Below are 22,582 nucleotides of genomic sequence, written 5' to 3'. Positions count from 1 at the left end.
GCCATGCGAACCGACTCTTCTCCCGGCACCCTGCCGGCGCGGGAGCACCTCCCGGCCGCCACAGCCGGTACGCCTGTCCTGGACGTAGTGATCCCCGTCTACAACGAGGAGAAGGACCTCCAGCCCTGCGTCCGCAGACTGCACGACCACCTGACGCGTACGTTCCCGTACTCCTTCCGCATCACGATCGCGGACAACGCGTCGACCGACTCGACCCCCCTGGTCGCGGAGCGGCTGGCGGGGCTGATCCCGGAGGTGGAGAACTTCCGCCTCGAACAGAAGGGCCGCGGCCGCGCGCTGCGGACCGTCTGGTCGGCCTCGGACGCCCCGATCCTCGCCTACATGGACGTGGACCTGTCCACCGACCTCAACGCGCTGCTGCCGCTGGTGGCGCCGCTGATCTCCGGCCACTCGGACCTGGCGATCGGCTCCCGGCTGGCCCGCAGCTCGCGGGTGGTGCGCGGGCCGAAGCGGGAGTTCATCAGCCGCGCCTACAACCTCATCCTGCGCGGCTCGCTCCAGGCCCGGTTCTCGGACGCGCAGTGCGGCTTCAAGGCGATCCGGCGTGACGTGGCACAGATTCTGCTCCCCCTGGTGGAAGACACCGGCTGGTTCTTCGACACTGAGATGCTGGTGCTCGCCGAACGAGCCGGTCTCCGTATCCACGAGGTGCCGGTCGACTGGGTCGACGACCCGGACTCCACGGTCCACATCGTGAAGACGGCGACCGACGACCTGAAGGGGGTATGGCGCGTGGGCCGGGCGCTGGCCACCGGTTCGCTCTCCCTGGACCGGCTGACCAGGCCGTTCGGCGACGACCCCCGCGACCGCGACATCATGGACGTACCCAAGGGCCTGGCCCGCCAGCTCGTCGGCTTCTGTGTGGTGGGTGGCCTCTCCACCCTCTTCTACCTGCTGCTCTACAGCGGCTTCCGCCAGTTCACGGGGTCCCAGTCGGCCAACGCGCTGGCGCTGCTGGTGTCGGCCGTCGCCAACACCGCCGCCAACCGCCGGCTCACCTTCGGGGTGCGCGGCCGCGGCGGGGCCGTCAAGCACCAGGCGCAGGGCCTGGTCGTCTTCGGTATCGGACTCGCGCTGACCAGCGGTTCGCTGTTCGCCCTGAACACGGCGACGTCCAGCCCCGCGCACTCCACCGAGCTGGCGGTGCTGATCGCCGCGAACCTCGCGGCGACCGTGCTGCGCTTCCTGCTCTTCCGGGTGTGGGTCTTCTCCGACCGGCGCGAGGGCGACGAACCCCCGGCGACGGGTGTGCCGTCCGACGCCTCCCATCTCCCCCCGGCCTTCCGCGCCGCCCGGGGCCCCCACGCCCCTGGGGCGCCGTTCATCCCCCACGCCCCCACGCCGGCCAACCCGTCCACCGACCCGTCCGCACAGTGGCCGCAGCCGTCACACCCGTCGCAGCAGCCCCTGCCGCAGCGGCCCGCCGCATCCCCGCACGACCCCGACCCGACGACTCGATTCCGCGCCGGCGAAGCCGCGGACGGCACCTGGAGGGACGCCACCATGCAGTTGCAGCCGGTGCGCCGCCCCCACGACACCGACCCGGGGGACGCCCGATGAGCACCGGACTCGAGCAGACGACGACCTGGGAACCGCCGCCGGGCGCGGTGCCGCCCGGCACGCACCCCGACGCCGCCGGGACGGCCGTCCCGGCCCCCGCCCCGGGCGAGCCGAAGCAGCCCCCGCACCGCAGACTGTGGCGCGGCCGCCCCGAGGACCCCCGCTGGGCACGCCCGGCCTTCCTCGGTCTGCTGGCCGCCACGCTGCTGCTCTACCTGTACGACCTCAGTGCCTCCGGCTACGCGAACTCCTTCTACTCCGCGGCCGTCCAGGCGGGCAGCCAGAGCTGGAAGGCCTTCTTCTTCGGCTCGCTGGACGCCGGCAACGCCATCACCGTCGACAAGCCCCCGGCCTCGCTGTGGCCGATGGCCCTGTCGGTCAGGATCTTCGGCCTGAACTCGTGGGCGATCCTCGTCCCCGAGGTGCTGATGGGCGTCGGCTCGGTCGCCGTGGTGTACGCCTCCGTGCGCCGCCGCTTCGGCGCCGGTGCCGGACTGATCGCGGGCGCCGTGCTGGCGCTGACGCCGGTCGCCGCGCTGATGTTCCGGTTCAACAACCCGGACGCGATGCTGGCCCTGCTGATGGCCGTGGCCTGCTCCATGGTGGCCCGCGCACTGGAGGACGGCCGGACCAAGTGGCTCGTCTGGGCCGGGGTCGCGATCGGTTTCGCGTTCCTCGCCAAGACGCTCCAGGCCTTCCTGATCCTGCCGCCGCTGGCGATCGTCTACGCGGTCTGCGCACCGGTGAGCCTGCGCAAGCGGTTCGGCCAGCTGGCCGTCGCGACCGGCGCGCTGATCGTGTCCGGCGGCTGGTGGGTGGCGATCGTCGAGCTGTGGCCGGCGTCCTCCCGGCCGTACATCGGCGGTTCGCAGAACAACTCCTTCCTGGAGCTGACCTTCGGCTACAACGGTCTCGGCCGCCTGAACGGCGAGGAGACCGGCAGCGTCGGCGGGGGCGGCGGCGGTGGCGGCACCGGTCAGTGGGGCGAGACCGGCTGGGACCGGATGTTCAACTCCGAGATCGGCGGCCAGATCTCCTGGCTGCTGCCGGCCGCGCTGATCCTCCTGGCCGGCGGCCTGGTGGCCACCCGGAAGCTGAAGCGGACGTCGACGACCCGCGGGCTGTTCCTGGTGTGGGGCGGCTCGCTGCTGATCACCACGGTGGTCTTCAGCTACATGGCGGGCATCTTCCACCAGTACTACACCGTTGCCCTCGCCCCCTACCTGGCGGCCGTGATCGGCATGGGCGCCGGGATCCTGTGGGAGAGGCGCTGCGAGGTCTGGGCCTCGATCACCCTCGCGGCCTCGGTCGTGGCGGCCGCGGCCTGGAGCTACGTCCTGCTCAACCGCACCCCCGACTACCTGCCCTGGCTGAAGTGGCTGATCCTGGTCGGCGGTCTGACGGCCGCGCTCGGCCTGACCTTCGCGGGCCGCCTCGACCGCCGGCTCGGCCTCGCGGCGGCCTCCGTGGGCCTGGTGGCCGCGCTGGCCGGACCGACGGCGTACACGATCAGCACGCTCCAGGAGGGCCACACCGGCTCCATCGTGACCGCCGGCCCGGCCGGCGCGAGCATGATGGGCGGCGGCCCGGGTGGCGGCGGTGGCGGCCGGGGAGGCTTCGGCGGCCCCGGTGGCCAGACCCAGAACGGCAACGGCGGCACACAGGGCCAGGGCCAGAGCCCGCAGGGCGGCGGGACGGGTGGCTTCCCCGGTGGGGGCATGCCCGGCCAGAACCAGCAGAACGGCAACGGCGGCACCCAGAACGGCAACGGCGGCACGCAGGGCCAGGGTCAGAACCAGGGCCAGGGTCAGAACCAGCAGGGCGGTCCGGGCGGCACGACCGGTGACGGCGGCGGCATGGGCGGCGGTGGCGGTGTCGGCGGTCTGCTCAACGGCGCCTCCGTGACCGACGAGGCCAAGAAGCTGCTGGAGGCCGACTCCGGCGCCTACACCTGGGCGGCGGCCGCGATCGGCGCGCAGAACGCCGCGAGCTACCAACTCGCCACCGGTGAGGCGGTGATGGCGATCGGCGGCTTCAACGGCACCGACCCCTCGCCGACCCTGGCGCAGTTCAAGCAGTACGTGACCGACGGCAGGATCCACTACTTCATCGGCAGTGGCTCGGGCGGCGGCATGGGCGGCAGCAGCAGCGGCACGTCCTCGCAGATCAGCTCGTGGGTGGAGGCCAACTTCAAGAAGGTGACGGTCGGTTCGGCCACCTTCTACGACCTCACCCAGAAGGCGACCGGCTGACGTACGGCCTGACGTGATCAGGGGCGGTGACCGAGGTCGCCGCCCCTGATCCATGTCCCCGACAACTCTGTTGTACACCGTATGGCAAGCGTTCTACGGTGTACAACATGACCTCCTCCCCCGCCCGGGCCCCGGCCCCCTCCCTGCCGGGCAGCGCCTCGGGCCACCCCCGGCGCTGGCTGATCCTCGGTGTCATCTGCCTCGCGCAGCTCACCGTGCTGCTCGACAACACCGTGCTGAACGTCGCGATCCCCTCGCTCACCCGGGAACTGGACGCGGCCACCACCGACATCCAGTGGATGATCAACGCCTACTCGCTGGTGCAGTCCGGTCTGCTGCTCACCGCCGGCAGCGCCGCCGACCGCTACGGCCGCAAGAGGATGCTGATCGCGGGCCTGGTCCTGTTCGGCGTCGGTTCGCTGGCGGCCGGCCTCGCGCAGAGCACCGCCCAGCTGATCGCGGCGCGGGCCGGCATGGGGGTGGGCGGGGCGCTGCTGGTCACCACCACCCTCGCCGTGGTGATGCAGGTCTTCGTGGCCGAGGAGCAGCCGAAGGCGATCGGCATCTGGGCCGCTGTGAACTCGCTCGGCTTCGCGACCGGACCCCTGATCGGCGGTCTGGTGCTCGACCACTTCCGGTGGGGCGTGATCTTCCTGATCAACCTGCCGGTGGCGGCGCTGGGCCTGGTGGCCGTCGTCACCCTGGTCCCCGAGACGAGGAACCCGCAGGGCGACCGTCCCGACCTGCTCGGCGCCTTCCTGTCGACGGTCGGTACGACCTCGCTCGTCTTCGCGATCATCTCCGGCCCCTCGCACGGCTGGACGTCGGCACGGGTCCTGGTGAGCGCGGGGCTGGCGGCCGTCGTCCTCGCCCTGTTCGCCTACTGGGAGGCGAGGATCCCGTACCCCATGCTCGACCTGGCGTTCTTCCGCGACCGGCGGTTCACGGGCGCGGTCGCCGGCGCGGTGCTGGTCACCTTCGGGATGGGCGGCGCGCTGTTCCTGCTCACCCAGCAGCTCCAGTTCGTCCTCGGCTACGGCCCCCTGGAGGCGGGCCTGCGCACCGCGCCGCTGGCGCTGACCGTGGTGGCCCTCAACTTCACCGGACTGTCGGCGAAGGTGATGGCCAGGCTCGGCGGACCGGTGTCCGTGCTGGTGGGGATGGCACTGGTGGCGGGCGGACTGACGGCCGTCGCCACCCTCGCCTCCGAGGGCTACCCGGGCATGCTGGCCGGGCTGCTGCTCATCGGCGCGGGGACGTCGGTCGCCAGTCCGGCGATGGCGTACGCGATCATGAGCTCGATCCCGCCGGCGAAGGCGGGCGTGGGCGCGGGCGTCAACGGGACGCTGGCGGAGTTCGGCAGCGGGCTGGGGGTCGCCGTGCTCGGTGCCGTGCTGAACGCGCGGTTCGCGGCGGTGTCCCTGCCGGTGGCGCTCGCGGCGGCGGACTCGGTGGCGGAGAAGGCGCGCGTGGTCGACTCCTTCTCCTCCGGGCTGGAGGTCAGCCTCCTGATCGGGGCGGCCGCCGTGCTCCTGGGCGGCGTGGTGGCCGCGACCCTGCTGACCCGGGCCGAGCGCGAGAAGTCCCCGCCGGTACCGGCCACCCCGTGAGCCCCGTGAGCGCGTCCGCGCGATGACGGAGCCGCATGTCAGGACCGTCCCCCCGCGCCACGGCGGCAGACCTCGGCCTAGCATCTTCCCCAGTTGCCGGACGAAAGGTGCCTTGCCATGGCCGAGACCGCCAGGGGCGCCGCACACCACAGTGTGTGGCTGGACGGCAAGGCGCGCCGACGCGGCCGCGGCGGAGGCCAGCCCTCGGGGCTCGACCGGGACCGGATCACCGAGGTCACCGTGCGGCTGCTGGACGCCGAGGGACTCGCCAAGTTCTCCATGCGGCGGCTGGCGGCCGAGCTGAACGTCACCGCGATGTCCGTGTACTGGTACGTCGACACCAAGGACGACCTGCTCGAACTCGCCCTGGACACCGCCTTCGGCGAGTTGACGGAGCTGCCCGACCCGGCGGACGAGGACGCCGACTGGCGGGACCAGCTGCGGGCGCTGGCCACGCAGTACCGCGAGCTGCTGGTGCGCCACCCGTGGCTGTCCCCGCTGGCCGGCCGCTATCTCAACATCGGCCCGAACTCCGTCGTCTTCTCCCGCACGGTCCAGCGGGTCGTGCTGCGCACCGGCCTGCCGGCGCACGGCATCACGGGCGCGATCTCGGCCGTCTTCCAGTTCGTGTACGGCTACGGCACGATCGAGGGCCACTTCTTCGCACGGGTCGCGGACACCGGCCTGAGCCCGGACGAGTACTTCCGGCAGGCCATGACCGCGACGGCGGGGGCCCCGCAGACCGCCGAGATCATCGAGGAGTCGAAGAACCTCATGGCGGCCCGCGGCGGCGACACGGTCGAGGAGATGATGAGCCGCGACTTCACCTTCGCCCTGGACCTGCTGGTCGCGGGCATCGAGGCGATGGTCCGACGCGGCTGACGCACCGGGAGCCGTAACCCCCTGCCGCCGCTCCGATCCCGCCGCTCCCGTCCCGCCGCTCTGGACTACTGGTCGGCGACCAGCCGGGCCGGGAAGCCGCCGGTGGCGACCGGACCCCAGCGCGTCGGCGTGACCCGGATGATCGACTTGCCCTGCTTCAGCATGGCCCGGCGGTACTCGTCCCAGTCCGGGTGCTCACCGGCGATGTTGCGGTAGTACTCCACGAGCGGCTCGACGGAGTCGGGCGCGTCGATCACCTCGGCCGTGCCGTCGACCTGGACCCACGGCCCGTTCCAGTCGTCGCTGAGCACGAGGACGCCGACCCGCTCGTCCCGCTTGGCGTTACGGGTCTTGGCCCGCTCGGGGTAGGTCGAGACGACGATCCGCCCCGAGTCGTCGACCCCGCAGGTCAGCGGCGAGGCCTGGGAGCCGCCGTCGGCGCGCCGGGTCAGCAGGATCGCGCGGTGCCGGGGCCGTACGAAGTCCAGCAGCTCGTCCAGGGAGACCTTGGTGTTCGTCGCGATGTTCGGTGCCATGGGGGCAGCCTAGGCGCAACGGAGCCCGTTCCGGCTGACCCTGCGGGGCGTACGCCCAGCCCATGCCGGGCCAGCCCCGCGCCCGCCGCCCCGCACCCGCCGACCGCCCCCGTCGTCCGCCCCCTCTGGCGGCGCGTCACACCTGGGGCAGCGCGTCCCCCTGCACCGCCTGGACGTCGAGCTCCACCTTCAGGGTCGTGCCGATGGCCGCGACGCCCGCCTGCACGACCTGGTTGTAGTTCATCGCGAAGTCCTCGCGGTGCAGGTCGGCCGTGGCCCGGAAGGCGGCCCGGGTGCCGCCCCAGGGGTCGGAGCCGGTGCCCAGGTAGGAGAGGTCCAGGTCGACCGGCCGGGCGACACCGTGCAGGGTCAGCTCGCCGTGCACGGTCCAGCGGTCCGGCCCCGCCGGGGTGAGACCGGCGGAACGGTAGGTGATCTCCGGGTACTTCTCCACGTCCAGGAAGTCCGCCGAGCGCAGGTGGGTGTCGCGCAGGGCGTTGCCGGTGTCGATGGAGGCCGCCCGGATGACCGCCTCCACGCGGGAGGCGCCGACGTCGTCCGCCGCGATCTCGATGGCCGCCGAGAACTCGGTGAACCTCCCGCGCACGCTGGAGATGCCCAGGTGCTGTGCGACCGCGCCGACGGCGGAGTGCGCCGGGTCGACCGTCCAGGGCCCGGGCGGGGGCAGTTCCGTGCCGCCCTGCCTGGCCAGGGTGACGGTCCCCGCCTCGATCCGCCGTCCCCCGGCGGTCACGATCGCGCTGGCGGCCGCGGGCGCGTACCCGACGGCCGTGACGATCACCGTGTACGCCCCCGGGGAGAGCTCGGTCGCGTCCCGGACGGCCCCTTCCCCGTCCGCCTCGGCGCGCAGCACCTGGCCGCCCGCCATGTCGGTCACCGTGACGACCGCGTGCGACACGGCCCACCCGTCCCGCGTACGGATCTTCGCGGTCAGTCCCATCTCACGTACTCCTCGAACTGGAACCGGCCCGGTGCGGGGGGTCGCCCCGCACCGGGCCGGAGCCGATAACTGTCGGAACTACTCGCCGGGGTGGGCGAGTTCGATGTCGTGCCCGTCGACGCCGGCACCCGCCACGGTCAGGGCGGTGGCCACCGGCGGGTAGCCGGTCGCGATGACCGTGTACTCGCCGCCGTCGAGGTCGGCGAAGGCGTACGCGCCGTCCGCGCCGGTGGTGGCCGTGCCGACCACGTTGCCCGCCGCGTCCACGAGCGTCACGCGCGCGTCGGCCAGCGGACCGTGCGGCGCCCGGACGACACCCTGGAGCTGGGCTCCCGCGTCGAGGACGACCTCCGTGCGGGTCACGCCCGTCACGCCGACCTCGACGGGCAGGGCGCGCGGCCGGAACCCGACGGCGTTCACCGCGACGGTCACGGCGCCCGGCACGAGCTCCGCGAAGGAGAACTCGCCCTGCTCACCGGTGGCCGCGGTGGCCAGCAGATCGCCGCGCACATCGGTGACGATCACCATCGCGCCCTTGACCGCCTCGCCCGACTCGGCGGCGCGCACGGCACCGCTGAGCCCGCTGGTCCCGCTGAGCAGGATGTCGTACGCGACCGGCTCGCCGTCGACGACGATCGTGGACGCCTGCGGCTGGTAGCCGTCGGCCGAGGCGATCAGCACGTAGGAACCCGTGCCCGGCGCGTCCAGGGCGTAGGAACCGTCGGCCTGGGCGACCGAGCGGCCGAGCTGGCGTCCGGCGAGCGAGATCAGCGTGACCGCGGCCTGCGCCACGGGGACGCTCTCCGCGCCGCGGACGAAGCCGTGCACGGGGATGCCGGCCGAGGGCGTCCGCGGGGCTTCGGCGGTGGCGACGGCGGCGAGCCGCTGCGTGCCCTGGAGACCGCTCTCCGGGTCCGTGCCGGCGGCCGTCCCGACCGGCACGTTCTCGTCGGTCCGGACGGTTGCCGTGCCGGCGGCCGGGACCGCGGCCGGGGTCGCGCTCACGGCCGTCTCCGCGGCGGGGGCCGCGGTCGTGGCCGGGGAGTCCGCCGCCGCCTGGGCCAGCGCACCCTTGGTCCGCAGCGGGACCTCCTTGATGAACAGGGTGATCAGGAAGGCCAGCAGCGCCAGGACAGCCGCGATCAGGAAGACGTCCGCGATGCCGTGGCCGTACGCGCTCTCCATGACCGTGCGCAGCGGCGCGGGCAGCTTGTCCATGTCCGGGATCTCGCTGGAGGAGCTCGAACCGGAGGCGAGGGAGGCGTACCGGGGGCCGAGGTCTGCGATGCCGTCCTTGGCGTAGTCGGTGATCCGGTGGGCCATCACGGCGCCCAGCGCGGAGACGCCGACCGCACCGCCGAGGGAGCGGAAGAAGGTGACCGTGGAGCTGGCCGCGCCGAGGTCGGACGGGGCCACCTGGTTCTGCGTGGACAGCACCAGGTTCTGCATCATCATGCCGATGCCGAGGCCCAGCAGGGCCATGAAGACGGCCATCTTCCAGTAGTCCGTGTCGTACCGGACGGTGCCCAGCAGGCCGAGGCCGGCCGTCACCAGGACACCACCGCTGACCAGCCAGATCTTCCACTTGCCGGTCCGGGTGATGAACTGGCCGGAGACGGTGGAGGAGATGAACAGACCGCCGATCATCGGGATCGTCATGACACCCGACATCGTCGGCGACTTGTCCCTGGCCAGCTGGAAGAACTGGCTGAAGAAGACGGTGCCGGTGAACATCGCGACACCCACGAAGAGCGAGGCCAGCGACGACAGCGTGATGGTGCGGTTGCGGAACAGCCGCAGCGGGATGATCGGCTCGCTGGCGCGGGACTCGATCAGCACGAACAGCAGGCCGAGCACGATCGAGCCGCCGACCATCGTGTACGTCTGCCACGACACCCAGTCGTACTTGTCACCGGCGAAGGTGACCCACAGCAGGAGCAGGGAGACCGCGGCGGAGATGAAGAACGCGCCGCCCCAGTCGACCTTCACCTCGCGCTTGACGACGGGCAGGTGCAGGGTCTTCTGGAGCACGATCAGCGCGATGACGGCGAACGGCACGCCGACGTAGAAGCACCAGCGCCAGCCGAGCCACGAGGTGTCGGTGATGACACCGCCGAGCAGCGGGCCGCCGACGGTGGCGATGGCGAACGTCGCGCCGAGGTAGCCGGAGTAGCGCCCGCGCTCACGCGGGGAGATCATCGCGGCCATGACGATCTGCGCCAGGGCGGAGAGACCGCCGACGCCGATGCCCTGGACGACACGGCACGCGATCAGCATCGCCGGGTTCTGCGACAGACCGGCGGCCGCCGAGCCCAGGACGTAGATGACCAGCGCTATCTGGACGAGCGCCTTCTTGCTGTACAGGTCGGAGAGCTTGCCCCACAGGGGCGTGGCCGCGGTCATGGAGAGCAGCGCGGCGGTGACGACCCAGGTGTAGGCGGACTGGCCGCCGCCCAGGTCGCCGATGATCTCGGGCAGGGCGTTGGTGACGATCGTGGACGACAGGATCGCCACGAACATGCCGAGCAGCAGCCCGGAGAGGGCCTCCATGATCTGCCGGTGGGTCATCGGAGCGTCGTCGGCGGAGCCGTGGGACCCTCCGCCGTGCTTCGCGTGGGCCCGCACACCGGCTGGTGTGGTCGTTGCCATGAGCTTCCTTCTCTTACGTCGCTTGTGCGGGTGTACGGGTGGTCGGTGCCTGTTCGCTTACGGGAACGGGAGGCGGGGGTGCGGGCGGGAGCGGCGGCCGGTGCGCGATCGTCCGGCAGTCGCCGAAGCTGGCACGCAGCCGGGTCAGCAGCCCGATGAGCCGGCCGATCTCGGCGTCGGTCCAGTCGTCCAGCCGCTCCGCGAGCAGCTCGGTGCTCCGGCGGGACAGCTCGGCGAGCATCGTGCGGCCCTCGGGGGTGAGGTGCAGGATGCGGGAGCGCTTGTCCGCCGGGTCGGGGGAGCGTTCGACCCAGCCGCGGTCGGCGAGGTGTGCCGCATGGCGGCTGGTCACGGACATGTCCACGGCCAGCAGCTCGGAGAGTGCGCTCATGCGCAGATCGCCGTGGCGGCCGAGGAGCGCCAGCACGCCCGCCGAGCCGGCGGAGCAGTCCTGCGGCAGGATCCGCCCGAGGTCCCGCTTCACCGCCCCGACGGCGCTGAGCTGACGCGCCAGCTCCTCGTACTGCGCCTGCCCGGCCATCACACCTCCCAAGTTGTTGCTTAGGGCAACCATAGGAGCGGTTGGTTGCTACAGGCAAATAAAACCGCGCCCATGGCCGCAAAAAGTTGGCAAAGGCAAGTATTGCGGGGGTAAATGTGCAGGTGGGGGTGGTGACAGGGAGGAAGGGCGGGGACGGGGTCCCGCGGGCCGTCCCGTGCTCCGCTCCGGCGTCCCGTCCCTGTTCCCCTTCTGCGTTCCCCTTCTGCGGTGCGTCCCGTGTGTCCCGATGTCCTTGGTCACGACCCCCACTTGGGCCGTCCCGCGCGTTTTCGCTAGTGTCTCGGCCCATGGCTAACACGCAGGGCCCGCAGGGCAACCACGACCCCGCCGGCAGCACCCAGATGTTCCGCGCGTTCGTCGACGACGGCGCCCCCCGGGCCGCCCAGCCGGCTCCCACCCAGTCCGGGCCCCGCATCGGCCTGATCATCGGCGTCGTCGCCGCGGTCGTGATCGTCGCGGCGGTCGCCTGGCTGGCACTGAAGTAACGGCCGCTCCGCGCCGGACGGCCGTGCGGTGTGCCCGGGTGCGCGGCCGGCGGCGTCCCGCCGCGGCACCTGCGCGCACCCGGCGCCGTCGGAGCGTGTGGTTCCCCGCCGGGGCCGATACGGGCCGTTGCGCCGCCCGGCCCTCACTCCCAGTCGACCGAGACGTCCCGTGTCTCGATGTGCATGCCCAGCGGCACCCGCCAGGCGTCGACGCAGACCGTCCAGGTCCGCTCCTCGCGCCCGCCCGCGGTGATCGGCACGGGCAGCGTGACCGTCGACCGGCGCGTCGCCCAGTCGATGCCGAGCGCGTCGACGACATGGGTCCCGAAGGCGACCGTGCCCGAACGTACCGCCGTGCCTCCGGAGTTGCGGAAGACGAGCGTCACGTCCTCGCACCACCGCTGATCCGTGCCCGTACGGACGGGGTCGCTCACCACGAGGGCGGCCGGTCCGGCGGACGGGGTGCCGGAGGGGCTCGTGGGCCGGGGCGAGGCCGAGCCTGAGGACCCAGGAGAGCCCGGCTCGTCCGGGGAGCCGGGAGAACCCCCGGACGGACCGCCCGTGCCCATGGATCCTGTGCCGCCGATGGTGCCCGACCCTCCCGCCGCGGCTCCCGGGCCGCCCGGTGTCCCCGGCGCGGGGCGGTAGGGGGACCCGGCGCCGGAACCCCCGGTGCCCGCACCTGCGCCGTTCGCCCCCGGGCCACCGGCCGTCGGCCGGTCCGTGGCGGCCCCCGGCCCGGTGCTTGCTCCTGGCGGACCGCTCGTCCCGTCCAGCGGAACGAGCCGCACCCCACCCGTCGGATCGCCCGGGACGCCCGGCGGTGCCGTGTCGCCCGCCGCGCCGACGGCGACCCAACCGCTCGGCCGGCCGTCGCCCCCGCAGGCGGCGAAGAGGCCCGCCGCCAGAACGACGGCGGCCGCCGACGCGCCCCACAAGGCGCCCCGGCGGCCACGTGCCCGTGTCGGACTTCGCATCGCGTCAGTGTGTCTGACGCTCCGTCAGGAAGGAAGTCCCCGACCGTTCCCGGCTAGTCGGAGATGAGCCCCTCGCGCAGCTGCGCCAGGGTCCGGGTCAGGAGACGGGAGACGTGCATCTGCGAGATGCCGACCTCCTCGCCGATCTGGGACTGGGTCATGTTGGCGAAGAAGCGCAGCATGATGATGCGGCGCTCGCGCGGCGGGAGCTTGGCCAGCAGCGGCTTCAGCGACTCCCGGTACTCCACGCCCTCCAGGGCCGTGTCCTCGTAGCCGAGGCGGTCGGCCAGCGAGCCCTCGCCGCCGTCGTCCTCGGGGGCCGGGGAGTCCAGCGAGGAGGCCGTGTAGGCGTTGCCGACCGCGAGGCCGTCGACCACGTCCTCCTCGGACACGCCCAGCACCGCGGCGAGTTCGGCGACCGTCGGTGACCGGTCCAGCTTCTGGGAGAGCTCGTCGCTGGCCTTGGTGAGGGCCAGGCGCAGCTCCTGGAGACGGCGCGGGACGCGCACCGACCACGACGTGTCGCGGAAGAAGCGCTTGATCTCGCCCACGACCGTCGGCATGGCGAACGTCGGGAACTCCACGCCCCGTTCGCAGTCGAAGCGGTCGATCGCCTTGATCAGGCCGATGGTGCCGACCTGGACGATGTCCTCCATCGGTTCGTTGCGCGAGCGGAAGCGTGCCGCCGCGTAACGCACGAGGGGGAGGTTGAGCTCGATGAGGGTGTCCCGGACGTACATGCGCTCCGGGCTGTCCTCGGCGAGGGTGGCCAGTCGCAGGAACAGGGAGCGGGACAGGGTGCGGGTGTCGATGGCCCCCGTGGCCGTGAGGGCCGGGGCCGGAGCGGCCTCGGGAGCCGTGACGTCGTCGAGCACGTCGAGCACGACGGGCTCAACAGGCGCGCTGGGCGCGGACTCGCTCTGTGCGAGCGTGAGCACCTTCGAGCTGCCCTGATCTGCGGACATGCCACCCCCTTTGGGTCGCGGGACGGTCGCGGCGGACATTCCGCTTGAGGAACGTCAGCCTTCACCTGAATACCGGCGCCGAAGCCCCGGCAAACGCGCTTCCGGCAGAATGTCACATGTCGGCAACACGCTGTAGTGACATGTCGACATGTGAGTGACGAAACAGCCCTGGAAACAGGGGGTCTGACGGCTTTTCAGCGCATATTCGCCGGGAAGTGCGCTGGGGGACGATTCGCTCCCAGCGGTGACATCTCGCTCAGGCTTGCGATCCCGGATCGAGTGACGTGTCGCAGGGTGCGGAGGTGCGTTCGTCCGGTCCGGTGCGGGTGCCCGCGGGGTGCGGGGTCACGCCTCGATGCGGTTGGCCGAGCGGAGCCGCTGGAAGCTGCGCGCGAGCAGCCGGGACACGTGCATCTGCGAGACCCCGAGTTCCGCGCTGATCTGGGACTGCGTGAGGTTGCTGTAGTAGCGCAGCAGGAGGATGCGCTGCTCGCGCTCGGGGAGCTGGACCAGGAGGTGGCGTACGAGGTCGCGGTGCTCCACGCCGTCCAGCGCGGGGTCCTCGTAGCCGAGCCGGTCCAGCAGGCCGGGCAGGCCGTCGCCCTCCTGGGCCGCTTCCAGCGAGGTGGCGTGGTACGACCGGCCGGCCTCGATGCAGGAGAGCACCTCGTCCTCGCCGATGCGCAGCCGTTCGGCGATCTCGGCCGTGGTCGGGGTGCGGCCGAACGCGGTCGTCAGGTCCTCCGTCGCGCTGTTGACCTGCACCCACAGCTCGTGCAGCCGGCGCGGTACGTGGACCGTGCGGACGTTGTCGCGGAAGTACCGCTTGATCTCGCCGATGACCGTCGGCATGGCGAACGTCGGGAACTGCACGCCCCGGTCCGGGTCGAACCGGTCGATGGCGTTGATCAGGCCGATGGTGCCGACCTGGACGACGTCCTCCATCGGTTCGTTGCGGGAGCGGAAGCGGGCGGCCGCGTAGCGCACGAGCGGCAGGTTGGCCTCGATGAGCGCCCCGCGCACCCGGTTGTGCTCCGGCGTGCCGGGCCGGAGCTCCTTGAGCTCGCCGAAGAGCAGCTGGGTCAGCGCCCGGGTGTCGGCACCGCGGCGCCGCTCGGGAGGCACTTCCGGGGCGGTGTCCGGGGCGGGTTCCGGGACGGCCTCCAGGGCGGGCGCCTGTGCCGGTGCCGGGGTGGACGCCCGGGGAGCCTCTTCCTGAGGTGGCGCAGTACTGGCCGACACGGTCAACGCCACCTCTTCGTCAGGTCAACATCGGTCAACTCATCCGTCAAAAGCGGTCATAGCATCACAAGACATGTGCACTGTGTGCAAGCACCCCATAACGCCGTGTTGAGGGAGAAGTTGGGCCGCCGTCCCGGCCCCGGACGCCCCGGAGCCCCCCGCTGTTCCGGCGGAGGGCTCCGTAACGCCCGGGGGCGTGCCCGGAAGGGCGGCTCAGAACTCGTAGTCGGCGACCACCCAGGTGGCGAACTCCCGCCACAGTGCGACGCCCGCCTGGTGCGCCGGGTGCTCGATGTACCGCTTCAGGGCGTCGGCGTCCTCGACCGCGGAGTTGATCGCGAAGTCGTAGGCGATGGGCCGGTCGCTGATGTTCCAGCCCAGCTCCCAGAAGCGCAGCTCCTCGATCAGGCCGCCGAGCGACCGGAAGGCGGCCTCGCCCTCCACGACCCGGGGGTCGTCGCGCCGGACGCCCTCGTTGAGCTTGAAAAGGACCAGGTGGCGGATCATGGGCACTCCCGGTGGGTGCTACTTGGCCCCGTCGGCGAGCCAGGTGAAGAAGTCACCGACGGCCTTGGCGGCGTCCGATATGCCCTGGAACCCTATCTGGACGTAGTCCGCGGCCCTGGCCGGGTCCGTGATGATCACGTAGAGCGCGAAGACCACGAGTACGTAGACGGCGATCTTCTTGGCGTTCACCGCCACCTGGCCTCCCCTGTATGCGCCCGTTCGGGCCCTCTTGCCGCGGCGGCGAGTGTAACCGCAAGTGCGATTTTCACACCGCTTTTTGACCACCCCGGGCGCGTTCCCGAACGACTCGCCCACGAGACCGTCCGCGGGTCGCCGCCTGCCGAAGCGCCCGCCCGGGCACGCCGCTGCGGAACGGAGGAAGGGGCCCGGGAACACGACGAAGGGCCCGGCTCATGGAGCCGGACCCTTCGTTCCGAGAAGCGGTAGCGGAGGGATTTGAACCCTCGGTGACTTGCGCCACACTCGCTTTCGAGGCGAGCTCCTTCGGCCGCTCGGACACGCTACCGAGGGAGACCTTACAGCAAGGCGGGGCCTGGTTTGAAATCGGTATCCGCGGGGGGATCACCGGTCGCGGAAGAACTCCGTGAGCAGGCCCGCGCACTCTTCGGCGAGGACGCCCTCGACGACCTCGGGGCGGTGGTTGAGCCGCCGGTCGCGGACGACGTCCCAGAGCGAGCCGGCGGCGCCCGCCTTCTCGTCGCGGGCGCCGTAGACGACCCGGTCCACCCGGGACTGCACGAGCGCGCCCGCGCACATCGTGCACGGTTCGAGGGTCACCACCAGCGTGCAGCCGGACAGCCGCCACTCGCCCAGCGCGGCGGCCGCCCGCCGGACGGCGAGCACCTCCGCGTGGGCCGTGGGATCGCCGCCGGCCTCACGTTCGTTGTGGCCCCGGGCGAGGACCGTCGTGCCGTCCGGGGCCAGCACGACGGCGCCGACCGGGACGTCCTGGTCCCGGGCGGCCAGCCGTGCCTCGTCCAGGGCGAGCCGCATCGCGGCCCGCCAGCGGTCGCGTACGGGGTCGGGCGCCGTGCCGGGTGCGGTCAGCGGACGGTCTCCAGGACCTCCGAGGCGCCGAGGGCGTCGGCGATCTCGGTGACCGCGTCCGAGGACAGCGACCTCAGTTCCTTCTCGCCGACGCCGAGGTCGTCGAGGATGCCGGCGTCGCCGACGGGGCCGTGCGGCACCGCCTCGGCCGAGCCGCCACCGCCGGTGCCGGCGGCGCTGTCGTCCTCGTCCTCTTCCTCCTCACCGTCCTCGGTGCCGTCGAGGTCGAGGGCGTCCAGGTCGTCCTGGTCGTCCGGGTCCCGGCCGAGCAGTTCGTCGGTGAGCAGGATCTCGCCGTACGAGCTGCGGGCGGCGGCTGCGGCGTCGGAGACGAAGATGCGAGGGTCCTCCTCGCCGTCGATGCGGACGACCCCGAACCAGGAGTCCTCCTGCTCGATCAGCACGAGCACCGTGTCGTCGTCGGGAGAGGCCTCCCGGGCCAGTTCGGCCAGATCCGACAGGGTCTCCACATCGTCCAGCTCCGTGTCGCTCGCTTCCCACCCGTCTTCGGTGCGCGCGAGCAGTGCGGCGAAGTACACCGTGACTCTCCCACTGGTCTTAGGCGTGCCGGTTGGGGGTCCCCCCGGCGGAGGTTGCGGGCGGAGAGAGCTCAGGCTCCGAGCCCCACCCACTCGGAATCGTGGCAGAAACAAGGCGTCCAGGGGACGTCTTCGGCTCCCTGTGTCCGGTGGTTTTGATCGCACGTGCCCGACCGGGTCCCCGGCCGCGTCCGCGAGTGACTCACCAGCGCACTCGTTGCCGCCATCGCGGATCGTACGCGGCTTTCCCGTACGTCCACGCACGCCCGCCCCCCGGGGACACCCGTGACGGTGGTGATCTTCCCCGTATGCCCCAAGTCCCGTACGACCGCCGCTACCAGCGGAAGGTGCGCATGCGCATCTGGTGGCGCAGGCGGGCGGTCTTGGCGCGGCGCGGCTGGACCCGGTCGCGCAGTTCGCGGGCCTCGGCCAGCTCGCGCAGGAACCGGGCGCGGCGCCTGCGGCGCTCGGCGTCGGTCTCGGCGGGCCGCGCCGACCCGGGCGCGTCGTCGTCGGGCAGGTTGGGCAGCTCAGGCATCAGCACACCACTCCGGGTACCCCGGTCCGTCTGCATATCTGTCTCCCACTTTCCCTCCGACGGGCGGTTTGACGCCCGTCGGAGGCCCGACCGGGGGACAAGGTGAGGGGGAGAGGTTCACTGTGTGTGGGGACGCCGGGCGGGTTCGGCCCGGTTACTGTTGTCGACATGCGTCTCCACGTCGTCGACCACCCCCTGGTCGCCCACAAGCTCACCACGCTGCGCGACGAGCGCACGGACTCCGCGACCTTCCGCCGGCTGGCCGACGAACTGGTCACCCTGCTCGCCTACGAGGCCACGCGTGATGTGCGCACCGAGCAGGTCGACATCAACACGCCGGTCGCCCGGACCACCGGCGTCAAGCTCTCGTACCCGCGTCCGCTGGTCGTGCCGATCCTGCGGGCCGGACTCGGCATGCTGGACGGCATGATGCGGCTGCTGCCCACCGCCGAGGTCGGCTTCATGGGCATGATCCGCAACGAGGAGACGCTCGAGGCGTCCACGTACGCGACGCGCATGCCGGAGGACCTGCTGGGCCGCCAGGTGTACGTGCTGGACCCGATGCTGGCCACCGGCGGCACCCTGGTCGCCGCGATCCGCGAGCTGATCCGCCGGGGCGCGGACGACGTGACGGCCGTGGTGCTGCTGGCCGCTCCCGAGGGCGTGGAGCTCATGGAGCGCGAGCTCGCGGGCACCCCGGTCACCGTCGTCACGGCGGCGGTCGACGACCACCTGAACGAGCACGGGTACATCGTCCCCGGCCTGGGCGACGCGGGCGACCGCCTGTACGGCGCGGCCGAATGACCCGGGCGGTGCGGGGCTGCCGCTAGCAGCCCTTCTTGGTGGACGGCGTCGGCTGCGGCGCGGCCAGGGCCGTCAGCGCCTTGACCGAGGCCGCGGGGCTGGTCAGCGCCTTGAACCGGTTGCCGATGATCAGGTCGACCGCCGTCCCCGCCCGTGCGGCGTCGGTGCGGCGCTCGGCGGCGGTCAGCTGCGTGGCGAGCACGGGCAGCGAGGTGTTCAGCGAGGACGCGGGGCCGAGCAGTATCCCGGCACCGGCGACCTTCTTGTCGTACTGCTTCGCGGCGTTGCCCACCTCGCCGATCTTGAAGCCACGTTTCCGCAGCTCGTCCGCGGTGGTCTTGGCCAGGCCGCTGCGGGTGGTGGCGTTGAAGACGTTCACGGTGATCTGCGCGGGCTTGGGCACCGCGCCCACGCCGGCTGCGGCGACGGCCGACGCGGAGGCCGCGGGGCTCGCCTTCGTCCGGGCCGGGCAGCCGGTACCGGCTGCCGTGGCCGTCCCCCCGCCGCCCGTGAAGACGTCGATGAGCTGGAGCGTGCCCCAGCCGGCCACGCCCAGTACGGCACCGCAGGCGACGACCACGACGGCCAGTCGGCCGCGGCGTCGGTGGGGGCGCATACGGGGGTACTTGTCCCCCGTGATCCGGTACTTGCCGCCCATGCCGGGGGGAGTCAGCATGCTCATGGGCGCAGCGTAGTGCGCCCGAGCGGCCGTGACGAATAAACGATCATCCGACATAGGCCGAGACACGGGAAAGCACCCGAAAGGGTCAACCGGTGAGGGGTCGCCCTGGTCGGGAGCGGGATTCGGCGGAGGGTCAGTCCAGTTCGAGCACGCGCGCGTGCAGGACCTGCCGCTGCTGGAGCGCCGCCCGCACCGCGCGGTGCAGACCGTCCTCCAGATACAGGTCGCCCTGCCACTTCACGACGTGCGCGAAGAGGTCGCCGTAGAAGGTGGAGTCCTCCGCGAGCAGGGTTTCCAGGTCGAGCTGCTGCTTCGTGGTCACCAGCTGATCGAGGCGGACCGGGCGCGGCGCGACGTCCGCCCACTGCCGGGTGCTTTCCCGGCCGTGGTCGGGGTACGGCCGGCCGTTTCCGATGCGCTTGAAGATCACACGGAAAGCCTACCGGTCCAGACGTTCCGGGCGCAGCCATGGAGACGGAGTGCGACGCTGGAAAAGACGTGATGAACGGGGGTAAAACGGAACGAGGGGCTGCCGATGGCCGGGTCGACGAGCGCGGCTGACATCGCCGCCGGGTACGCGTTCTCCGGGCCCGCCCTGGACCTGGGCGCGCTGCTGTGGGACGGGGCGTGCCTGCCCGCGGCCCCCGTCCGGATCCCGCTTCCCATGCTGAACAGGCACGGTCTGGTCGCGGGCGCCACCGGCACCGGCAAGACCAAGACACTCCAGCTGATCACCGAGCAGCTCTCGGCGCAGGGGGTGCCCGTCTTCCTCGCCGACGTGAAGGGCGATCTGTCCGGAGTCTCGGCGCCGGGCGCGGCGGACGACCGGGTACGGGGCCGGGCGGCGGAAGTCGGCCAGAAATGGACGGCGACCGGCTTCCCGGCCGAGTTCTACGCGCTTGGCGGCCTCGGGCACGGCATCCCGCTGCGGGCCACGGTCACCGGTTTCGGGCCGGTGCTCCTCGCCAAGGTGCTCCAGCTCAACCGGACCCAGGAGCAGTCCCTCGGCCTGGTCTTCCACTACGCGGACCGCAAGGGCCTCGACCTGCTCGACCTCAAGGACCTGCGCGCGGTCGTCGCCTTCCTCACCTCCGAGGAGGGGCGGCCGGAGCTGAGGGACATCGGCGGGCTGTCGGCGGCCACGGCCGGGGTGATCCAGCGGTCCCTCACCGCCTTCGAGGCGCAGGGCGCGGCGGCCTTCTTCGGTGAGCCGGAGTTCGACACGGCCGCCTTCCTGCGCACGGCCCCCGACGGACGGGGTGTCGTCTCGGCTGCGCGCACCGGAGTCCCTGATGGGTCCCGTGGACGGGGAGGTCCTCGAGCGGGCCGTGCGGGAGTCCCCGCTCCACGAGCGGTATGCACAGGCTGTGGACAGAGAATCCGCGTTCGAGAAGCTGGCGGCCCGTCCCGCCGGACACGGGGCGAAGACCGGACGCGAGGGGAAGAAGGGGGAGGAGGCGCGGGGAAAGACGGAGGGGACGAAGGCAGAGACCGAGGAGGCGAAGGAGGCGAAGGAGGCGAAGGGAGGGGGGAAGGAGCGGTCCGTCGTCGAGCAGGTCGTCGACAGCGGCGTGTTCAGGTCCCTGGCCCGTTCCGTCGGCACGCAGCTCGGCCGCGAGATCACCCGTTCGCTCTTCGGTACGGCCCGGCGGAGGCGGTAGACCCGCCCCCGCCGCCCGGTCAGCGCTCCCGTCGTTCCCGGGGCTGCTGCGGTTTCGCTTCCTTCACCTGCGGTTTCGGTGTGCTGCGCACGGCCTCCGCGCGCAGCAGGGCGCGCAGGATCGCATACGGGTCTGTGGGCATGACTGTTTCCCTCACCTGTTCCACGCGTGAGCGTGATCGCCGGACGGACCTGCCTGACAGCGGTGTCCGTCAGCAGCGCAGGACCACGGTGCGCGGGACGTGCGGGGTGTACGACGGCTCGGACGGCGCCGGGCCCGGGCGGACCGCGGGGGCGCCGGGCACCGGGTGCGGCAGCGGCGCGGGGCGCGGCGGCGCGGCGGGGCGGTGGACACAGGGCGCCGCCCGCAGCGAGGTGCCGAGGACGTCGTACTCGGTGACCTCGGCGGTGCCGGTGGTCGCGGCGGTGGTGGTGGCGGGCGCCGCCGGGAGTCCGGCTGCCGGGCCCGCGACCAGCAGGGCGAGCAGCAGCACGAGTGCCCACGGCCAGGTACGGCTGCGGGGGTGACGGGCTGCGGGGCTCATGAGAGGTCATCTCCCCGCGACACGCCCCGCTCTCAGCACGCCGGAGGCCGTAACCACCCGTCCGGCGGACAACCGGACCGCCCGCAGGGCCGACGGGCCCGCCGGACGTCCGACCGGTTCACCCGGACGGACGAACGGCTAACCGGCCGCCTCCGCCGCCTTCGTGGCTTTCGCGGCCTTCGCCGCCGCCTTCATCTCCTGTTTGTGCGCCCGCACCTTCACCAGGGACTCCGGGCCGGTGATGTCGGCGACGGACCGGAAGGACTTCGGCTCGCCGTAGGCGCCGGCCGCCTCCCGCCAGCCGGTGGGCCGCACTCCGAGCTGCTTGCCCAGCAGCGCGAGGAAGATCTGCGCCTTCTGCTTCCCGAAGCCGGGCAGCTCCTGGAGCCGTCCGAGCAGCTCCTTGCCGCTGCCGACGCCCTTCCACACGGCGCCGGCGTCACCGTCGTAGTGCTCGACCAGGTACTGGCAGAGCTGCTGGACGCGCTTGGCCATGGAGCCGGGGTAGCGGTGCACGGCCGGCTTCTCGGAGAGCAGCGCGGCGAAGGCCTCGGGGTCCTGGGCGGCGATGTCGTGGGCGTCCAGGTCGTCGGCGCCGAGGCGGTCGGCGATCGTGCGGGGTCCCTTGAACGCCCACTCCATCGGAACCTGCTGGTCCAGCAGCATCCCGACCAGCGCGGCGAGCGGGGACCGCCCGAGGAGCTCGTCGGCCTCGGGGTCCTGGGAGAGGTGAAGGGTGACGTCCATGCGTCGATGATCCCGCCTGTGCCGTCAGCTCGCGCGCCAGTACCCGAGCGCGTGCAGCCGCTCCTTGGGGAGGCCGAGTTCCTTGCGCACGTAGGCCGACAGCGTCCTGGTGGTGCGGGTGTCGCAGGCGATCCAGACGTACGGGTCGGTGGTGGCCGCCAGGAGGGCGGGCAGCTCGGCCCTCACGCGTTCCACGAGAGCGGCGCCGGCGTCGGCCCTCACCACGTGCCGTATCTCGTGGCGCGCGGGGTCGGTGCGGAAGGGGAGGCCGCCGTCCGCGCCGTCGGGCGAGCCCTCGAACCAGACGGTCGCGGGCGCCGAGCCGAGCGCCCCCTCTCCCGTGCCGAGCAGGGAGTTGATGGCGGGCAGCGAGGCCGGGTCGCCGATCACGAGGACGTGCGAGGGGGCCGGGGCGGGCGGTTCGAAGCCGGTGCCCTGGACGGTCGCCTCGATGGTGTCACCGGGCTTCGCCGCCCGCGCCCAGTCGCTGGCCGCGCCCTCGTGCAGCGCGAACTCCAGGGCGAAGGCGCCGGCCGCCGGGTCGGGGTCGACCAGGGTGTAGGCCCGCTGGTGGGGCCGGCCCGCGTTCTCGAACCAGAGCCGGATCCAGATCGTGGGGTGGACGCCGGTCGCGGCGAGCAGCCCGCCGTCCGAGAGGAGCAGCCGGCGGTACTCGCCGGTGACCTCCTCCACGCCCGTGACCGTGAGCGTGAAGTCCTTCGCACGCATCAGTCTGAGGACCGTGCCCTCCCAGCCCCGCCCCTGCGCCATGACCTCTCCGCCCCGCGCG

At 72.3% G+C, this 22,582-nt stretch carries 24 protein-coding genes, 1 tRNA gene and 1 pseudogene; 7 read left to right on the top strand and 19 right to left on the bottom strand.

Translation table 11 applies throughout. From position 1 onward, the window contains the following. Nucleotides 1-3 precede the first annotated feature (3 nt). From Saso_RS18105 to Saso_RS18090, 4 genes are all read left to right on the top strand, one after another. Nucleotides 4-1,581 (top strand): bifunctional glycosyltransferase family 2/GtrA family protein, encoded by a 1,578-nt coding sequence (locus tag Saso_RS18105; RefSeq protein ID WP_189923826.1) that lies wholly within the window; start codon nt 4-6, stop codon nt 1,579-1,581. Then, nucleotides 1,578-3,833 (top strand): glycosyltransferase family 39 protein, encoded by a 2,256-nt coding sequence (locus tag Saso_RS18100; protein ID WP_189923827.1) that lies wholly within the window; start codon nt 1,578-1,580, stop codon nt 3,831-3,833. Before Saso_RS18105 ends, Saso_RS18100 begins: the two co-directional genes overlap by 4 nt. Nucleotides 3,834-3,940: 107 nt before the next feature. Next, the gene (locus Saso_RS18095; protein WP_189923828.1) at nt 3,941-5,443 is read left to right on the top strand and encodes an MFS transporter; all 1,503 of its coding nucleotides are present in this window, start codon (nt 3,941-3,943) and stop codon (nt 5,441-5,443) included. 117 nt (nt 5,444-5,560) lie between these two features. Further along, nucleotides 5,561-6,325: a TetR/AcrR family transcriptional regulator gene (locus Saso_RS18090; RefSeq protein ID WP_189923829.1), complete on the top strand. Its 765-nt coding sequence runs from the start codon at nt 5,561-5,563 to the stop codon at nt 6,323-6,325. A 65-nt stretch (nt 6,326-6,390) separates the two neighbouring features. On the opposite strand, the gene Saso_RS18085 is transcribed toward Saso_RS18090, so the two are convergent. The 4 genes from Saso_RS18085 to Saso_RS18070 all read right to left on the bottom strand — a co-directional run bounded on the left by Saso_RS18085 (nt 6,391) and on the right by Saso_RS18070 (nt 11,012). Beyond that, a complete protein-coding gene (locus tag Saso_RS18085) occupies nt 6,391-6,861 on the bottom strand; it encodes a PPOX class F420-dependent oxidoreductase (RefSeq protein WP_189923830.1) in 471 nt (156 codons plus the stop codon). Between the two features lie 136 nt (nt 6,862-6,997). Further along, a complete protein-coding gene (locus Saso_RS18080) occupies nt 6,998-7,822 on the bottom strand; it encodes a YceI family protein (protein WP_189923832.1) in 825 nt (274 codons plus the stop codon). A 78-nt stretch (nt 7,823-7,900) separates the two neighbouring features. Then, nucleotides 7,901-10,390 (bottom strand): MFS transporter, encoded by a 2,490-nt coding sequence (locus Saso_RS18075; protein WP_461791940.1) that lies wholly within the window; start codon nt 10,388-10,390, stop codon nt 7,901-7,903. Nucleotides 10,391-10,484: 94 nt separating this feature from the next. Next, entirely contained in the window at nt 10,485-11,012 is a 528-nt protein-coding gene (locus tag Saso_RS18070) for a MarR family winged helix-turn-helix transcriptional regulator (RefSeq protein WP_189923836.1), read from the bottom strand. A 308-nt stretch (nt 11,013-11,320) separates the two neighbouring features. Here Saso_RS18070 and Saso_RS18065 point away from each other — a divergent pair, with 308 nt between their 5' ends. Then, nucleotides 11,321-11,518: a hypothetical protein gene (locus tag Saso_RS18065; RefSeq protein WP_189923838.1), complete on the top strand. Its 198-nt coding sequence runs from the start codon at nt 11,321-11,323 to the stop codon at nt 11,516-11,518. A 143-nt stretch (nt 11,519-11,661) separates the two neighbouring features. Here the strand turns inward: Saso_RS18065 and Saso_RS18060 are convergent, their stop codons facing one another. The 9 genes from Saso_RS18060 to Saso_RS18020 all read right to left on the bottom strand — a co-directional run bounded on the left by Saso_RS18060 (nt 11,662) and on the right by Saso_RS18020 (nt 17,354). Next, nucleotides 11,662-12,495, bottom strand: a complete 834-nt coding sequence (locus Saso_RS18060) for a hypothetical protein (protein WP_189923840.1) — start codon at nt 12,493-12,495, stop codon at nt 11,662-11,664. Between the two features lie 53 nt (nt 12,496-12,548). Beyond that, nucleotides 12,549-13,460 carry an RNA polymerase sigma factor SigF gene (locus tag Saso_RS18055; RefSeq protein ID WP_189923842.1) on the bottom strand — a complete coding sequence of 304 codons (912 nt, stop codon included), beginning with the start codon at nt 13,458-13,460 and terminating at the stop codon, nt 12,549-12,551. A 345-nt stretch (nt 13,461-13,805) separates the two neighbouring features. Further along, the gene (locus tag Saso_RS18050) at nt 13,806-14,708 is read right to left on the bottom strand and encodes an RNA polymerase sigma factor SigF (RefSeq protein WP_189923844.1); all 903 of its coding nucleotides are present in this window, start codon (nt 14,706-14,708) and stop codon (nt 13,806-13,808) included. Between the two features lie 207 nt (nt 14,709-14,915). After that, on the bottom strand, nt 14,916-15,209 hold the full coding sequence (locus tag Saso_RS18045; protein ID WP_189923846.1) for a Dabb family protein: 294 nt from the start codon (nt 15,207-15,209) through the stop codon (nt 14,916-14,918). Between the two features lie 18 nt (nt 15,210-15,227). Then, nucleotides 15,228-15,404 (bottom strand): hypothetical protein, encoded by a 177-nt coding sequence (locus Saso_RS18040; protein WP_189923848.1) that lies wholly within the window; start codon nt 15,402-15,404, stop codon nt 15,228-15,230. A 246-nt stretch (nt 15,405-15,650) separates the two neighbouring features. Beyond that, nucleotides 15,651-15,735, bottom strand: a tRNA-Ser gene (locus tag Saso_RS18035). A 56-nt stretch (nt 15,736-15,791) separates the two neighbouring features. Further along, a complete protein-coding gene (tadA, locus tag Saso_RS18030) occupies nt 15,792-16,223 on the bottom strand; it encodes a tRNA adenosine(34) deaminase TadA (protein WP_189923850.1) in 432 nt (143 codons plus the stop codon). Between the two features lie 50 nt (nt 16,224-16,273). Continuing rightward, nucleotides 16,274-16,816 (bottom strand): tRNA adenosine deaminase-associated protein, encoded by a 543-nt coding sequence (locus Saso_RS18025; RefSeq protein ID WP_189923852.1) that lies wholly within the window; start codon nt 16,814-16,816, stop codon nt 16,274-16,276. A gap of 334 nt (nt 16,817-17,150) precedes the next feature. Then, on the bottom strand, nt 17,151-17,354 hold the full coding sequence (locus Saso_RS18020; RefSeq protein ID WP_189923854.1) for a hypothetical protein: 204 nt from the start codon (nt 17,352-17,354) through the stop codon (nt 17,151-17,153). Nucleotides 17,355-17,522: 168 nt separating this feature from the next. On the opposite strand from Saso_RS18020, the gene upp reads away from it, so the two are divergent. Next, nucleotides 17,523-18,158: a uracil phosphoribosyltransferase gene (gene upp, locus Saso_RS18015; protein WP_189923856.1), complete on the top strand. Its 636-nt coding sequence runs from the start codon at nt 17,523-17,525 to the stop codon at nt 18,156-18,158. Between the two features lie 22 nt (nt 18,159-18,180). Here upp and Saso_RS18010 read toward each other — a convergent pair whose 3' ends face one another. Both Saso_RS18010 and Saso_RS18005 read right to left on the bottom strand, forming a co-directional pair. Then, nucleotides 18,181-18,816, bottom strand: coding sequence for a LytR C-terminal domain-containing protein (locus Saso_RS18010; protein ID WP_189924009.1), 636 nt, complete (start codon nt 18,814-18,816; stop codon nt 18,181-18,183). A gap of 157 nt (nt 18,817-18,973) precedes the next feature. Next, on the bottom strand, nt 18,974-19,270 hold the full coding sequence (locus Saso_RS18005; protein ID WP_004943146.1) for a type II toxin-antitoxin system VapB family antitoxin: 297 nt from the start codon (nt 19,268-19,270) through the stop codon (nt 18,974-18,976). A gap of 105 nt (nt 19,271-19,375) precedes the next feature. On the opposite strand from Saso_RS18005, the pseudogene Saso_RS18000 reads away from it, so the two are divergent. After that, nucleotides 19,376-20,501: pseudogene (locus tag Saso_RS18000) on the top strand (helicase HerA-like domain-containing protein). Between the two features lie 19 nt (nt 20,502-20,520). Here the strand turns inward: Saso_RS18000 and Saso_RS38785 are convergent. The 4 genes from Saso_RS38785 to Saso_RS17985 all read right to left on the bottom strand — a co-directional run bounded on the left by Saso_RS38785 (nt 20,521) and on the right by Saso_RS17985 (nt 22,563). Continuing rightward, entirely contained in the window at nt 20,521-20,643 is a 123-nt protein-coding gene (locus Saso_RS38785) for a hypothetical protein (protein WP_267926462.1), read from the bottom strand. A 69-nt stretch (nt 20,644-20,712) separates the two neighbouring features. Then, on the bottom strand, nt 20,713-21,045 hold the full coding sequence (locus Saso_RS17995) for a hypothetical protein (protein WP_189923858.1): 333 nt from the start codon (nt 21,043-21,045) through the stop codon (nt 20,713-20,715). Nucleotides 21,046-21,183: 138 nt separating this feature from the next. Further along, nucleotides 21,184-21,792, bottom strand: a complete 609-nt coding sequence (locus tag Saso_RS17990; RefSeq protein ID WP_189923860.1) for an HhH-GPD-type base excision DNA repair protein — start codon at nt 21,790-21,792, stop codon at nt 21,184-21,186. Nucleotides 21,793-21,816: 24 nt separating this feature from the next. Continuing rightward, nucleotides 21,817-22,563 (bottom strand): siderophore-interacting protein, encoded by a 747-nt coding sequence (locus Saso_RS17985; RefSeq protein ID WP_189923862.1) that lies wholly within the window; start codon nt 22,561-22,563, stop codon nt 21,817-21,819. Nucleotides 22,564-22,582 lie beyond the last annotated feature (19 nt).

Origin of the sequence: Streptomyces asoensis, from assembly GCF_016860545.1 — a bacterium.
In the GTDB taxonomy this organism is placed as follows: Bacteria; Actinomycetota; Actinomycetes; order Streptomycetales; family Streptomycetaceae; genus Streptomyces; species Streptomyces asoensis.
Note: the sequence above shows the minus strand (reverse complement) of the source record. Positions and strands in the feature narration are given on the sequence as shown.